Origin of the sequence: Pantoea anthophila (assembly GCF_026104315.1) — a bacterium.
Taxonomy (GTDB): domain Bacteria; phylum Pseudomonadota; class Gammaproteobacteria; order Enterobacterales; family Enterobacteriaceae; genus Pantoea; species Pantoea anthophila.
This window is the reverse complement of the sequence record NZ_CP110473.1, coordinates 1,733,600-1,747,469: the sequence shown is the minus strand read 5'-3', so window position 1 is coordinate 1,747,469 and position 13,870 is coordinate 1,733,600. Positions and strand designations below refer to the sequence as shown.

Here is a 13,870-nt window from a genome sequence, read left to right as displayed (position 1 = left end):
AAGCCCCGGCCGACCGGCCAGGGCTTTGAGAATCCATATCAGGGTGCGATGCACCGAGGCGGAGTCGAATCAGATAGCAGTGACGTTAACAGCTGCCGGACCTTTCTGGCCATCCTGAATTTCGAACTCAACGCTCTGGCCTTCAGCCAGGGTTTTGAAACCATTGCCCTGGATGGCAGAGAAGTGTACGAACACATCTTTGCTGCCGTCTGCAGGGGTGATAAAACCAAAACCTTTAGACTCGTTGAACCACTTAACCTGACCTTTAATCTTTGCCATTTTGCAAATTCCTTTAGATGTTTATTTAGCCCGAAGGCTGTCTTACAGAAAAACCAGAGACGTTACTGCATGAGGCACTAATTAAGGTTCGGCAAGGAAGCGGTATTCAACGTCAACGTCTTTACTCGTACTTCTTCACTGAAGATGCCATGCATAAACAGAACTGTACCTCGTTTAACCCACGAATTGTTATCACATATCCTAAAAACAATGGCAAGCCATTTTTAAAGTCTCAGAGAGGCAGCACGCACAATTGCCAGAAGGCTCACACAGCCTGTTCTGTCGCGGCGCTAAAACCCGGCATAAATATAATGAACCCGCAGGTTCATTTCCTCCGGATGCCTTCTCGTCCGGGCTAACTCAATGGATACCATAAGAAATTAATATTTCACAAATATGGCAGTAAGCGAATTGATAAGCGAAGCGACAGGAAAGCGAAGCAGCAATAACCTGACGTTAATCCTGTACGACACTTTTTATTTGGTACAGGTATCTTCTCTCCTGCACCAAAAACAGGAAACTGCCATGAGCCCTGCTCCAAATAAAAGCAGCCGCGCGAATCCGGCTTATTAAAAATTTAACCATTAATGTGATAAAAAATGATTTCTGTTAAAAAAAGCCGGTGTAACCGTCTTCCCCGGCTCCAGGATTATTCCTGGGGTGGATTATTCAGGCTGCGGCTTTCCCCTATTCGCCAGGGTGCGAAGCTGCCCTGCTCCTCCTCTGCCCGCCGCAGTGCCGCAGCCAGTTCCTGCGGAGGCGCATCCAGTGCCTCATCAGCCAGTTCAAATACGCCCCAGTGGATAGGCAGCGTCAGCGGTCTGCCCGCCGCCTGCCAGAGTGCCACGGCCTGATCGGGGTCCATATGCTGGCCTGCCATGAACCATTTCGGTGCATAGGCACCAATCGGTAAGGCTGTCACGCTGAAGGGGCCAAGCCGGGTGGGGATCGCCAGCAGGCTGTCGCTGTAGCCACTGTCACCGGAGAACCAGAAGCGCACGGAGGATGAACGCACGACCCAGCCGCACCAGAGCGAACGGTTGCGATCGCGGGGCGACCGCATACTCCAGTGACGCGCCGGAACCGCATCAAAACAGAGATCGCCCACCCTGACCTGCTGCCACCAGTCAGCCTGATGTACCTGCTGCACTCCCCGGGCGCGGCACCACGCCGCCAGGCCCAGCGGCACAACAAAGGTGGCCTGCGGGAAACGCCGGACAATCGCTTTGACCGTCGGCCGATCCAGATGGTCGTAATGATTGTGAGAAATCAGCACGGCATCCAGATGCGGCAGGTCGGCAATGCTGAGCGGCGCGGGGGTTTTGCGCTGCGGTCCGGCAAAAGAGAACGGCGAGGCGCGGGATGAGAGGGCGGGATCGATCAGAATGTAACGCTGATTGAGCCGCAACAGCACGGCGGCATGGCCCAGCCACCAGAGGCGATCGTCACTGCCGCTGAGATCGGCGGGTTGCCACCACTCTTCAACAAAAGCGTCATAGCCCTGTTGCGGTGGCATCGGAAGACTCTGCGCTTTTCGCTCCCGACGCCAGCGCCGGAGATCGCCAGGCTGACGCGCTTCCGGCTCAGGGTTACGGAAGCCCTCTGGCGTATGGTGCGCTTTGCTGCTGTCATACCACGGATTCTTCCCGCTCATCCCGCCTCTCTGTTCTGATTAACGTTCCGGGATTAACCGGATAAAGTCGCGCTTCTCCCGCTCATCTTCGGGTTTTTTACTCTCCGCGCCAGGCTGCAGCTCAATCAGACGACGCAGCAGCTGATTCTGTTTTTTCTGCTCTTCCAGCAGCGATTCCAGCAAACGGATCTGCTCACCGGCTCGAACGCTGGCACGATTAACAAAGAACCAGGCGATAAACGCCACAATCAAAATGATGACCAGCAGGCCATAGCTGACCAGGGGGCCCGGATTTGCGGCTAACTCATTCATAACTGCCTCATAAAACAAAGTGAAAACGCCAGAACACGACAACCGCGTATTCTACCTGTCGCCATCACAAAAGATAATGGGGTTAACGGCAAAGCAGAATTTGCCGTTTCAGTTATCTCTGATCGATTCCCGCCGAAAAGCCAGGCATGCTGCTATCATTCTGACCGGCAGCACCAGGTGGAGCGCTGAGTTACCTTTCACAAGGAGATACAATGAAACTGTTTATTCGCATGGTAGGCTTGCTGGCGGTGATCTGGCTGGCGATGCTCTTTACCGGTTATGGCGTGTTAACCGGCAGCACTAAGAATGCAGCGGGACTGGGCCTGCAGTGCAGCTATCTTACCGCGCGCGGTGTGATTAACGCCCAGTATCTGCACACGGACAGCGGCGTGGTCGGCGTAACCGATTGTCCGCTGCTGAAGAAAAGCGGAGAAGTGATCGATAACTGATGAAAGCGCGGGCCGCATGGCCCGCGCTGTTCAGAAAGGATAGGCGTGAAAGCCCATTTCCGAGGAGATCGTACGCGCCGCCCGCTGCAGCATCTCCACATAATCCTGACGCGCCTCTTCTGAAAAACGGATCGTGGGGAAAGAGAGGCTGAGGCCGGCAATCACCACCCCGAAGCGATCAAAGACCGGCACAGCGAGGCAGCGTAACCCCTCCTCCTGCTCTTCATTATCTTCGCCATAACCCTGCGCCTTCACCTCGTCCAGCGCCGCCAGCAGGGCGTCCGCGCTCATCAGCGTATTCGGCGTGCTGCGTCTGAACTCTACGTGCCGCAGAATCTCTTCCGTTTCCTCGCGGTCGCGCCAGGCGAGCAGCACCTTGCCAATCGCGGTGGAATAGAGCGGATTGCGGCGACCAATGCGCGAATACATGCGCAGGTTATAGAGCGAGTCGATTTTATGGATGTAGACAATGCTCTCCTCTTCCAGCGCGCCCAGATGCACGGTCTCACGGGTCAGACGCGACAGCTCCCGCATCTGCAGATCCGCGCTACGGATCAAATCGACATTCTGCAGCGCCTTCGCCCCCAGCTCGAACAGTTTGAGCGTCAGGGAGTACTTTTCGCTCTCACCTTCCTGGGTGACATAGCCCAGCGTTTTCATGGTTTGCAGAAAACGGTAGACCGTGCTTTTTGACATCATCACGCGCTGCGCCAGCTCAGTGATGCTGTGGTCGCGCTCTTCACCCAGCGCCTGCAAAATGCCAAACACTTTCAGCACGGAGGAGACGGAATCGGGCTGTTTGCCATTTTCAGCAGAGGACATCGCGCACCTTGTTCAATCAGTTACAAAAATAAGACAGAACGCCAGTATAGAGTGACGCAGCGGAAAGCGGCAATGGTTTCACCCCGGTGTCGCCGGTCACGCGATCTTTTTCACCTCCGGACACTGCAATTTCGCGTCAACTTCATTAGCATGATGATATTCACCCTCTTTAGTAATTAACCTATGACACTCTCCCCTCCTCAGGATGGTTTACCTGGCGCTCAGCGCTATATGGCGATTATCACCATCGCGCTCGGACTCACGATGGCGGTATTAGATGGCGCGATCGCCAACGTGGCGCTGCCCACCATCTCACGTGAACTGAACGCCAGCCCGGCGCAGTCCATCTGGATAGTGAACGCCTATCAGATTGCAATTATCGTCTCGCTGCTGTCGCTCTCCTTCCTCGGTGACATGCTGGGCTATCGTCGCGTGTATCAGACAGGTCTGGCGCTGTTTATTGTGACGTCGGTCTTCTGCGCCTTCTCCACCTCACTCACCATGCTGACCTGCGCCCGTGTTCTGCAGGGGCTGGGCGGCGCGGCGCTGATGAGCGTCAATACCGCCCTGATACGCATTATCTATCCGCAGCGCTATCTGGGGCGCGGTATGGCCATCAACTCGCTGGTGGTGGCGGTTTCGACGGCGGCGGGCCCGACGGTGGCGGCCGCCATTCTGTCGGTGGCGAGCTGGAAATGGCTGTTTCTGATTAACGTCCCGCTGGGTGCCGTAGCACTCTGGCTGGCGCTGCGGACGCTGCCTGATAATCCGCAGAAAGCCACTACGCAGAAATTTGATGTGCCCAGCGCCATCATGAACGCCCTGTTCTTTGGGCTGATCATCTCCGCATTGAGCGGTTTTGCGCAGGGTCAGAGTCACCTGCTGGTGCTGTCAGAAGTGATCGGACTGCTGGTTGTCGGGTGGTTCTTCATCCGTCGCCAGCTCGCGATGACCGTGCCGCTGTTACCGGTTGACCTGCTGCGTATCCCGATTTTCAGCCTGTCGATGGGGACGTCGGTCTGTTCGTTCTGCGCGCAGATGCTCGCCATGGTGTCGCTGCCCTTCTTTCTGCAAAACGTCCTGCAGCGTGATGAGGTGGCCACCGGTTTACTCCTGACACCCTGGCCGCTGGCCACCATGGTGTTTGCGCCGATTGCCGGCCGGCTGATTGGGCGGGTGCACGCCGGGCTGCTGGGGGGCATCGGTCTGGCGATGTTCGCGCTGGGGCTGTTTCTGCTTGCCTGGCTACCGGCGAATCCCGGCGACGGCGATATCATCTGGCGCATGATGCTGTGCGGTGCCGGTTTCGGGCTGTTTCAGTCGCCCAACAACCATACCATTGTCACCTCAGCGCCCCGCCATCGCAGCGGCGGTGCCAGCGGCATGCTGGGTACCGCGCGTCTGCTGGGTCAGAGTGCGGGAGCCGCGCTGGTTGCGCTGATGTTTAATCTGTTTGATGAGCAAGGCACGCACGCCTCGCTGCTGCTGGCGGGCAGTTTTGCCGCGGTGGCGGCGCTGGTCAGCGTGTCACGCATGACGCAGAATCGCGCCTGAGGGACGAAAAAGAAAAGGCGACCCGAGGGTCGCCTTTTTTATGCCGCTTAGGGCTATTTCAGATACTGGCCGCTGCGCAGGGCTTCAATACGTTTGTCCAGCGGGGGATGCGACATAAACAGCTCGCTGAACGACTTGCCTTTGCCGTTGATGCAGAACGCCATCATGCTGCTCGGCTCCTGCGGTTCGTAGCTGGTTTTCAGACGCTGCAGCGCCGCAATCATCTTCTCACGGCCGACCAGCTTCGCTGAACCGGCATCGGCGTGGAACTCGCGGTGACGGGAGAACCACATGGTGATAATGCTGGCAAGAATACCAAACACCAGCTCCAGCACCATCGACACCGCAAAATAGACCAGCGGGTTGCCGTTGCTGCTCTCTTCGCCATCGTCACGGTTGCCGGACATGAAGCCCGCCGCGATCTGCGCCAGAATACGGGACACGAAAATCACGAAGGTGTTCACCACACCCTGAATCAGGGTCATAGTGATCATGTCGCCGTTCGCGATATGCGACACTTCGTGCGCCAGAACCGCTTCAGCCTCATCGCGGCTCATGTTCTGCAGCAGACCGGTTGAAACCGCTACCAGCGAGGCGTTACGACGTGCACCCGTGGCAAAGGCGTTGATGTCAGGCGCGTGATAAATCGCGACCTGTGGCATCGCAATGCCCGCCTGTTGGGCCTGACGGCCGATCGTCTCCATCAGCCAGCGCTCCGTTTCATTGCGCGGCTGTTCAATCACTTCACCACCCACCGATCGCAGTGCCATCCACTTCGACATCAGCAGTGAAACAAACGCACCGCCGAAGCCAAACAGGCCTGCCATGATCATCAGGCCCTGGACACTGCTTGACTGGATCCCTGTCAGGCTGAGAATCAGCCCGAATACCAACATCACAGCCAGGTTGGTCATCAGGAAAAGAGCAATACGCATCATAATCGTTAATCTTCCTCAGTAGTTCACGCGCCTATACGCGGATAGATATCCTATGTGCATTGGGGCGCTTTTCAAGCGACCTTAACGTTTAAGTGCCTAAAAAGACATAACTTTACATTTTGTCACGCCTGCTGCGCCGACCGTCACGCTGGCACGATTACGGCGGCTAATGATTACGGCGGAATGACCCTCCCGCAGGCAAAAAAAAGCACCGCCAGGCGGTGCTTTTTCTCATAGCCGCGGCTTATTTCGCCGCGGGCGCTTCCGGCTGGGATTTCTCCAGCTGCGCCAGATCGTTCGCAATCTTCACCGTCTCATCGAGGTAAGGATCGGGCTCTTTATAATCTTTCGGCAGCTCGTCCAGGTTTTTCAGCGGTTTTTTGCCTTCGGCCTGATAACGCGCGTTGATACGCTCCAGACGTAACGCATCATCTTCGTGATTCTCTTTCTCGCGCTGAGCGAGGTTGAGCGACACAATGTTGCGTTTATCTTTCAGGGCATTGAAACGCGCAATGTCCTTCATGATGTACTGGAACTCACGATCCTGGGCAATACGTTCAGCGTGCTGCTTCGTCAGCTGCGCCACCAGCGGTTTGACATCGCCGGTTTTGACGTAGGTCGCCGCTTTGATGCTGTCCCACGGCAGTGCGTTATCTTCGAACTTCTCACCGGTTTCAGCCGCTTCCACCCCGGTTGGCATCAGCAGATCGGGCGTGACGCCTTTACGCTGAGTACTGCCACCGTTAATCCGGTAGAACTTCTGAATGGTATAGGAAACGGAGCCTAACGCCGGCCACTCCGGACGCAGCATCTGATCGTAGATGCGGTTCAGAGAGCGATACTGCTGCACGGTGCCCTTCCCGAAGGTCGGCTCGCCGACGATCACTGCACGTCCGTAATCCTGCATCGCAGCAGCGAAGATCTCAGAGGCGGAGGCGCTGAAACGGTCAACCAGCACCACCAGCGGTCCTTTGTAGTAGACCACGCCGTCGTTGTCGCTGTCTTCACGCACCCGACCATTGTTGTCGCGCACCTGAACAACCGGACCACTCGGAATAAACAGACCGGAGAGCGATACCGCTTCGGTCAGCGCACCGCCGCCGTTGGTCCGCAGATCGATCACGACGCTGTCAACGTTCTGCTTCTGCAGCTTCTGCAGCTGAACCTTCACGTCATCGGTGAGACCGACATAGAAACCAGGAATGTCGAGCACGCCCACTTTCTGTTTACCGACATTCTTGATGCTCATTTTGACGGCGCGATCTTCCAGACGGATTTTCTCACGCGTCAGCGTCACGGTGCGGGTTTTGGTGCCCTTACCGGCTGGCAGGATCTCAAGGCGCACTTTGCTGCCTTTCGGTCCTTTGATTTTCGCCACCACGTCATCCAGACGCCAGCCAATCACATCTTCCATCGGCTTGCCGGGCTGACCGACGCCGACGATGCGATCGCCCACCGTGATGGATTTACTTTTCGCTGCCGGTCCACCCGCAACCATCGAGTTGATGACGGTGTAGTCGTCATCCATCTGCAGCACGGCACCAATCCCTTCCAGAGACAGGCTCATCTCGGTGTTGAACTGCTCGGTGTTACGTGGCGACAGGTAGCTGGTGTGCGGATCGATTTCGCGGGCAAAGGCGTTCATTACCAGCTGGAAAACGTCCTCACCGTTGCTCTGGGCGAGACGGCGAATCGCGAAGTTATAACGCTTGGTCAGAACGTCGCGAATCTCCTGGTCGGTTTTACCCGCCAGCTTCAGGCTCAGCTGGTCATATTTGACCTTGGCATCCCACAGAGCATTCAGCTCGGCTTCATCTTTCGGCCAGGGAGCCTTGCCGCGGTCAATGTCGATAGTGTCATTGCCGCTGAAGTTCATCGGACGCGCCAGCACCGTCAGCGCATACTGATAGCGCTCAAAACGGCGTTTCTGCGCCAGATTATAGAGGTCGTAAAAGAGGTCCAGCTTGCCACTGCGCAGCTCATCGCCGACGGTGGTTTTTTTGCTGGCAAACTGCGCCACATCCGACGCCAGCAGCACATTGTGGCTGTAGTCGAGCATGTTCAGATAGCGATCGAAAATCTTCGCTGAAAAGTTCTGATCCAGGTCGAACTGGCGGTAGTGGGAACGGGTGAAGCGTGAGGTGACACGCTCACTGACCGTCGGGTCCTGCGGGTCTTCGTGAAGCTGGGGGATCTGATCGGCGCGGGTGATATTCTCCGCGCCGAACGTTGGGCCTGCTAACAGCAGGCCCGCAATAAGTCCAACTTTGAAAAGGGTGTTCATGCCGGGGTTAGCCTCCGTTTCAGAACTGCAAGTGTTCTGCGCGCACAATCATTGCCATGCCGGAAGCGAGCTGGACCCGAACGCCGTCTTTCGATACTTCAAGAACGGTAGCGTCCATCGCACTTTTGCCTGCTTTAACTTTAATACTCTGGCCGGGTTGCAAAGTTGAGGTATCAGTGATGGGTCGGGCTTCCTGCTCCGGACGTGGGGCTGGTTTGCGATGCTGTGAGGCGGTCGCACGCGGTGCAGCAGTCTGCGGACGCGGTTTGCGTGCGGCGTCGCCCTCGGCAGGCTTACGTGCAGCAGGCTTGCGCGCGCGACGCGGTGCCGCGCCCTCTTCGCTTTCACCCGCTTCACGACGGGCGGCACGCTGCTGATCGCGCTGTGCCTGAACACGCGCTTTCGCTTCTTCAAGCTGCTTACGCGCATGCTCGACGTGCTGCTCATCCAGCACGCCACAGGCGTTACCGTCGAGATCGACACGGATAGCACCGGCTTTGATGCCGTAGAGATAACGCCAGCTCGACGTATAAAGACGCAGCGCGGAACGCAGCTGTGTTTTGCTCAGGCTCATTTCGCCCTGAACACGCTCGACCAGATCCTGAAAGATACCGATTTTGAGCGGACGCGCTTCACCTTCAGCGCTAAAGCAGTGCGGAAAGCGCTCCGCCAGAAAAGTGATGACTTCTTTACTGCTATTCAACTTAGGTTGATTTTCCATGAAATTTCCTGATTACAACGGGTTTGCCGACCAGCGCAGGCATGAACAGGCGACATTATAATGACAACATCGCTAAATGCCATGTGATCCAGTCGATTAGCTGCGCGTCAGCTGCAGATATTTTTCTAAGTCGCTGTTCGCAAGCACTTCACAAAGCCCATCAGTCAGTGTGACCAGCCCTGATTCGTCATCGCTGTCAAAACGATTGTAATCCACGCTGTCGATGTCCAGCACCCCAACCACAGTGCCATTCACTTTCAGAGGAATCACAATCTCAGCGTTGCTGGCAGCGTCGCAGGCGATGTGGCCCGGGAAGGCATGCACATCATCCACGCGTTGCACTTTCTCTTCTGCCAGCGCCGTGCCACACACACCTTTACCGACCGGAATGCGCACACAGGCGATTTTGCCCTGGAACGGGCCCAGCACCAGCGTATCGGCTTCCGTCAGCAGGTAGAAACCTGCCCAGTTCACGCCATCGAGACGTTCATACAGCAGCGCGCTAAAGTTTCCCATCGCGGCGAGAAACGCCGTTTCGCCCGCCAGCAGGGCTCGCATATCGCGATTTAGATCGGCGTAAAAGGCAGTTTTGTTCATTATTCAACCGTTACCAATGACATCTGAACGGGTTTATTGAGACCGTTCGTTAAAAATAAGTTTTAATTATCCAGAGCGACAAGGTGAATCATAGCGTTAGTTACTATAACCTTAGCATTCTGTGGATCGAAGCGTGATGCCCGAGACAGGCACACAGACAATGTCTTAATGACCGATATCTGTTACTTCTGACGAGCGAAAATTGCACCACCCTATGAAAATTCACGCTATCAGCCAGACATTGCCTCACGCACGTTATCAGCGTTGCCCGCAATGCGATACCCTTTTTTCCTTACCGGATGTGAAATCGCATCAGGCGGCCTACTGTCCGCGCTGCAACGCCCGGATAGTCAGCGGTCACGACTGGTCGATGACACGTCTGATGGCCATGGCCGCCACCATGATGGTGCTGATGCCGTTTGCGTTTTCCCTGCCGCTGGTGGATATCCGTCTGCTGGGGATGCGCATCAATGCCAGCGTGCTGGAAGGCGTGATTCAGATGACGCAGCAGGGAGATGTCCTGACGGCGTCAATGGTGGCCTTCTGCACCCTGGGCGCGCCGATCACCCTGGTGGCCGGCATCTGCTATCTCGGTATCGGTCACCGGCTGGGCATGAACCTGCGGCCCGTGCTGCTGATGCTGGAAAAGCTGAAAGAGTGGGTGATGCTCGATATCTACCTGATCGGCATTGCCGTGGCGTCGATTAAGGTGCAGGACTATGCTTCGCTGGAGATTGGGTATGGGCTGGCGGCTTACATCGCCCTGACGGTGCTGAGCGTGCTGACGCTGATCCATCTCAACATGGAGCAGCTGTGGGAGCATTTCTACCCGCAGCAGCCCGGCAATATGGCGCGTGACGAGATGCAGGTCTGCCTGAACTGTCACCATACCGGCCTGCCGGACGAACGGGGGCGCTGCCCGCGCTGCCACACACCGCTCGACTTCCGTCGCCGCCACAGCCTGCAAAAATCCTGGGCGGCGCTGATTGCCTCGATTGTGCTGCTGATCCCGGCGAACCTGCTGCCTATTTCCGTGGTGTACCTCAACGGTTCACGGCGTGAGGACACCATCTTCTCGGGCATTCTGTCGCTGGGTGAAGGTAATGTGCCGGTCGCCGCGATTGTGTTTATCGCCAGTATTCTGGTGCCCTTTACCAAAGTGCTGGTGATGCTGACTCTGCTGCTCAGCATCCATTTCCGCTGTGAACAGGGGCTGCGCACCCGCATCCGGTTACTGCGGTTTGTCACCTGGGTTGGCCGCTGGTCAATGCTGGATCTGTTTGTCATTTCGTTAACCATGTCGCTGGTCAATCGCGATCAGCTGCTGGCTTTTACCATGGGACCGGCGGCGCTCTTTTTTGGCGCCGCCGTTATCCTGACCATTATGTCTGTTGAGTGGCTGGACAGCCGCCTGCTCTGGGATGCACATGCAACAGGAAACGCCGACTACACCGACTAACGCCACGCTGCGCAATAAGCGTAAAGTTTCGCCCTTCTGGCTGCTGCCGATAATTGCGATGCTGATCGCCTGCTGGCTGCTCTGGACCAACTACCAGGAGCGCGGCACCACCATCACCATCAATTTCCAGACGGCGGATGGGATTGTGCCGGGCCGTACCCCGATCCGTTATCAGGGTGTGGAAGTGGGCACCGTGCAGGGCATTAATCTCAGCGACGACTATCGCCGTATTCAGATCAAAGCCAGCATCAAGAGCGATATGCGCGACGCGCTGCGCGAAGACACCCAGTTCTGGCTGGTGACGCCGAAAGCCTCACTGGCTGGCGTGTCGGGACTGGATGCGCTGGTCGGCGGTAACTATATCGGGATGATGCCCGGCAAAGGGAAACCCAGCGAGGCCTTTACCGCGCTCGATACCCAGCCGAAATATCGGGTGAACACCGGCGAACTGCTGATCCATCTGCATGCCCCCGATCTCGGCTCGCTCAATACCGGTTCGCTGGTCTACTACCGCAAGATTCCGGTTGGCCGGGTCTATGACTACAACATCAACAGCAAATCCGACGGGGTAGCGATTGATGTGCTGATTGACCGTCGCTTCACCCATCTGGTGAAAACCAACAGTCGCTTCTGGAACGTCTCCGGCGTCAATGCTGATGTCAGCCTGAGCGGTGCCAAAGTGCAGCTGGAGAGCCTGGCGGCGCTGGTGAATGGCGCGATTGCCTTTGACTCCCCGGAAAATGCCGGAGAGGCTAAAGCGGAGCAGAACTACCGGCTCTACCCTGACCTGGCGCACAGTCAGCGCGGCGTGCTGATTACCCTGGATCTGCCCAACGGCAATAACCTTAAAGCGGGCAGCACGCCGCTGATCTATCAGGGACTGGAGGTTGGCACGCTGACTAAGCTCAACCTACAGGATGGCGGCAAGGTGACCGGCGAGCTGACGATTGATCCGTCGGTGGTCGGTCTGATGCGCAGCGGCACCCGCATTGAGATGCACAGCCCGAAAATCAGCCTGACCGATACCAGCCTCAGTGCGCTGCTGACCGGTAACACGCTGGAACTGGTTCCCGGCGAAGGTGAGCCGCAGCAGCACTACACCGTGCTGGCATCAAATGAGACGCTGCTGCAGAAACCCAACGTGCTGACGGTCAGACTGAGTGCGCCGGAGAGCTACGGTATCGATCAGGGGCAGCCGCTGATGCTGCACGGCATGCAGATTGGTCAGGTGATGTCGCGCTCTCTGGATGAGAATGGCGTCAATTTCGTGGTCGCGGTGAATCCTGAGAATCGCAGCCTGGTGCACGGGGACAGCAAATTTATCGTCAACAGCCGGCTCGATGTGAAATTTGGTCTCGACGGAATGCAGGTGTTAGGTGCCAGCGCCCGTGAATGGGTCGATGGCGGCATCCGGCTGGAGCCGGGCAGGAAAGGCGAGCCGAAAACCGCCTATCCGCTGTTTGCCGATGCGGAAAAAGCGGAAGAAGGCATTACCGGTGATGGCCCCTCCACCACCCTGACACTGACCGCCAACAGTCTGCCTGACGTGCAGGCGGGGTCGGTGGTGCTGTACCGCAAGTTTCAGGTCGGTGAGATTGTGAAAGTCACGCCGCGCGCTGACGCCTTTGATATCGCGGTGCACATCCAGCCGGAGTATCGCAAGCTGCTGACCAGCGAAAGCGTCTTCTGGGCCGAGGGCGGCGCCCGCGTCAGTCTTAACGGCAGCGGCCTGACAGTTCAGGCATCGCCGCTAAACCGGGCGCTGAAAGGTGCAATCAGCTTCGACAACATGACCGGTGCGAAGTCGGCCAAAGGGGTCAAGCGTGTGCTCTACCCGTCTGAAACCGCCGCCCGCGCGGTGGGCAGTCAGATTACCCTGCACACCTATGACGCCAGCAAGCTTTCAGCCGGGATGCCGATTCGTTACCTGGGCATCAATGTCGGCCAGGTGGAGTCGCTTTCGCTCAGTAAAGATAACAATCAGGTCGTCGCCAAAGCGGTGCTCTATCCCGAATATGTGGATGATTTTGCCCGCCTCGGCAGCCGTTTCTCGGTGGTCTCTCCAGAGATTTCCGCAACGGGGGTGAATCATCTTGAAACGCTGTTGCAGCCTTACGTTAACGTGGACCCGGGCAAAGGCGGTGCCGTGCGCACCTTTGAGCTGCAGGAGAGCACCATTACCGATTCGCGCTACCTGAATGGCCTGAATATTTACGTTGATGCCACCGAAGCCGGTTCCCTGTCGCTGGGCACCCCGGTGCTGTTCCGCGGCGTGGAAGTGGGCACCGTGACCGGCACGTCGCTGGGCAATATGGCGGATCGCGTGCAGATTGCCCTGCGTATCAGCAAGAAGTATCAGCATCTGGTGCGGAATAACTCGGTGTTCTGGCTGGCGTCCGGCTACAACCTCGACTTCGGTCTGATTGGCGGCGTGGTGAAAACCGGCACCTTCCAGCAGTTTATTCGCGGCGGCATCCAGTTTGCCACCCCGCCAACGGTGCCGCTGGCTCCGCAGGCGACGCCGGATAAACACTTCCTGCTGCAGGATGAAGCGCCGAAGGATTGGCGCAACTGGGGAACGGCGATTCCGTCTCCGCGCTAAGTCAGGTCAGGCGGGCAGTCTGATGCTGCCCGCCTGGTTGCTTTGCATCGAGCAGGCTCAGGGAGCATACGCCCTCCGCAAAGACGCAAAAACCGCCATCCCTGGCGGGCTCAGCGCGGACCATCCCTGGCCCGCTATGCTTTACTCCGGGCGTATGCTCCCATCGCTTCACGTTTTCAGCGGCCTGTATGCCTCTGCTCAAAACCGCGCCAGACTTATT

The 13,870-nt window shown here is 57.2% G+C and carries 12 protein-coding genes; 4 read left to right on the top strand and 8 right to left on the bottom strand.

From position 1 onward, the window contains the following. Positions 1–69: 69 nt before the first annotated feature. From cspE to OJ965_RS10610, 3 genes are all read right to left on the bottom strand, one after another. Positions 70–279 carry a transcription antiterminator/RNA stability regulator CspE gene (gene cspE, locus OJ965_RS10620; RefSeq protein WP_003852684.1) on the bottom strand — a complete coding sequence of 70 codons (210 nt, stop codon included), beginning with the start codon at positions 277–279 and terminating at the stop codon, positions 70–72. Positions 280–928: 649 nt separating this feature from the next. Continuing rightward, positions 929–1,933: an MBL fold metallo-hydrolase gene (locus OJ965_RS10615; protein ID WP_265139184.1), complete on the bottom strand. Its 1,005-nt coding sequence runs from the start codon at positions 1,931–1,933 to the stop codon at positions 929–931. Between the two features lie 18 nt (positions 1,934–1,951). Next, positions 1,952–2,224: a YebO family protein gene (locus OJ965_RS10610; protein WP_009089811.1), complete on the bottom strand. Its 273-nt coding sequence runs from the start codon at positions 2,222–2,224 to the stop codon at positions 1,952–1,954. Between the two features lie 212 nt (positions 2,225–2,436). Between OJ965_RS10610 and OJ965_RS10605 the strand changes: the two genes are divergently transcribed. Next, positions 2,437–2,673 carry a YobH family protein gene (locus OJ965_RS10605; RefSeq protein ID WP_009089809.1) on the top strand — a complete coding sequence of 79 codons (237 nt, stop codon included), beginning with the start codon at positions 2,437–2,439 and terminating at the stop codon, positions 2,671–2,673. A 30-nt stretch (positions 2,674–2,703) separates the two neighbouring features. Here OJ965_RS10605 and kdgR read toward each other — a convergent pair whose 3' ends face one another. Continuing rightward, positions 2,704–3,495, bottom strand: a complete 792-nt coding sequence (gene kdgR, locus OJ965_RS10600; RefSeq protein ID WP_265139181.1) for a DNA-binding transcriptional regulator KdgR — start codon at positions 3,493–3,495, stop codon at positions 2,704–2,706. Between the two features lie 183 nt (positions 3,496–3,678). Between kdgR and OJ965_RS10595 the strand changes: the two genes are divergently transcribed. Next, positions 3,679–5,049, top strand: a complete 1,371-nt coding sequence (locus OJ965_RS10595) for an MFS transporter (protein WP_058957305.1) — start codon at positions 3,679–3,681, stop codon at positions 5,047–5,049. A 53-nt stretch (positions 5,050–5,102) separates the two neighbouring features. Here the strand turns inward: OJ965_RS10595 and htpX are convergent, their stop codons facing one another. The 4 genes from htpX to OJ965_RS10575 all read right to left on the bottom strand — a co-directional run bounded on the left by htpX (position 5,103) and on the right by OJ965_RS10575 (position 9,589). Next, entirely contained in the window at positions 5,103–5,987 is an 885-nt protein-coding gene (gene htpX, locus OJ965_RS10590; protein WP_009089804.1) for a protease HtpX, read from the bottom strand. Between the two features lie 244 nt (positions 5,988–6,231). After that, positions 6,232–8,271, bottom strand: a complete 2,040-nt coding sequence (gene prc, locus OJ965_RS10585; protein ID WP_009089803.1) for a carboxy terminal-processing peptidase — start codon at positions 8,269–8,271, stop codon at positions 6,232–6,234. Between the two features lie 19 nt (positions 8,272–8,290). After that, a complete protein-coding gene (gene proQ / locus OJ965_RS10580) occupies positions 8,291–8,992 on the bottom strand; it encodes an RNA chaperone ProQ (RefSeq protein ID WP_009089801.1) in 702 nt (233 codons plus the stop codon). Between the two features lie 96 nt (positions 8,993–9,088). Beyond that, positions 9,089–9,589, bottom strand: coding sequence for a GAF domain-containing protein (locus tag OJ965_RS10575; protein WP_009089799.1), 501 nt, complete (start codon positions 9,587–9,589; stop codon positions 9,089–9,091). A 214-nt stretch (positions 9,590–9,803) separates the two neighbouring features. Here OJ965_RS10575 and yebS point away from each other — a divergent pair, with 214 nt between their 5' ends. Together yebS and OJ965_RS10565 are read left to right on the top strand one after the other, a co-directional pair. Continuing rightward, on the top strand, positions 9,804–11,048 hold the full coding sequence (gene yebS, locus OJ965_RS10570; protein ID WP_009089797.1) for a membrane integrity lipid transport subunit YebS: 1,245 nt from the start codon (positions 9,804–9,806) through the stop codon (positions 11,046–11,048). Then, complete coding sequence (locus tag OJ965_RS10565; RefSeq protein WP_009089795.1) at positions 11,017–13,650, top strand: PqiB family protein; 2,634 nt, start codon at positions 11,017–11,019, stop codon at positions 13,648–13,650. The genes yebS and OJ965_RS10565 overlap by 32 nt, the downstream gene beginning before the upstream one ends. Positions 13,651–13,870 lie beyond the last annotated feature (220 nt).

What these genes read in the sequence shown, in the direction of transcription:
- cspE (WP_003852684.1), bottom strand. Translation starts at nt 279, where the DNA reads ATGGCAAAGATTAAAGGTCAGGTTAAGTGGTTCAACGAGTCTAAAGGT.
- OJ965_RS10615 (WP_265139184.1), bottom strand. Translation starts at nt 1,933, where the DNA reads ATGAGCGGGAAGAATCCGTGGTATGACAGCAGCAAAGCGCACCATACG.
- OJ965_RS10610 (WP_009089811.1), bottom strand. Translation starts at nt 2,224, where the DNA reads ATGAATGAGTTAGCCGCAAATCCGGGCCCCCTGGTCAGCTATGGCCTG.
- OJ965_RS10605 (WP_009089809.1), top strand. Translation starts at nt 2,437, where the DNA reads ATGAAACTGTTTATTCGCATGGTAGGCTTGCTGGCGGTGATCTGGCTG.
- kdgR (WP_265139181.1), bottom strand. Translation starts at nt 3,495, where the DNA reads ATGTCCTCTGCTGAAAATGGCAAACAGCCCGATTCCGTCTCCTCCGTG.
- OJ965_RS10595 (WP_058957305.1), top strand. Translation starts at nt 3,679, where the DNA reads ATGACACTCTCCCCTCCTCAGGATGGTTTACCTGGCGCTCAGCGCTAT.
- htpX (WP_009089804.1), bottom strand. Translation starts at nt 5,987, where the DNA reads ATGATGCGTATTGCTCTTTTCCTGATGACCAACCTGGCTGTGATGTTG.
- prc (WP_009089803.1), bottom strand. Translation starts at nt 8,271, where the DNA reads ATGAACACCCTTTTCAAAGTTGGACTTATTGCGGGCCTGCTGTTAGCA.
- proQ (WP_009089801.1), bottom strand. Translation starts at nt 8,992, where the DNA reads ATGGAAAATCAACCTAAGTTGAATAGCAGTAAAGAAGTCATCACTTTT.
- OJ965_RS10575 (WP_009089799.1), bottom strand. Translation starts at nt 9,589, where the DNA reads ATGAACAAAACTGCCTTTTACGCCGATCTAAATCGCGATATGCGAGCC.
- yebS (WP_009089797.1), top strand. Translation starts at nt 9,804, where the DNA reads ATGAAAATTCACGCTATCAGCCAGACATTGCCTCACGCACGTTATCAG.
- OJ965_RS10565 (WP_009089795.1), top strand. Translation starts at nt 11,017, where the DNA reads ATGCAACAGGAAACGCCGACTACACCGACTAACGCCACGCTGCGCAAT.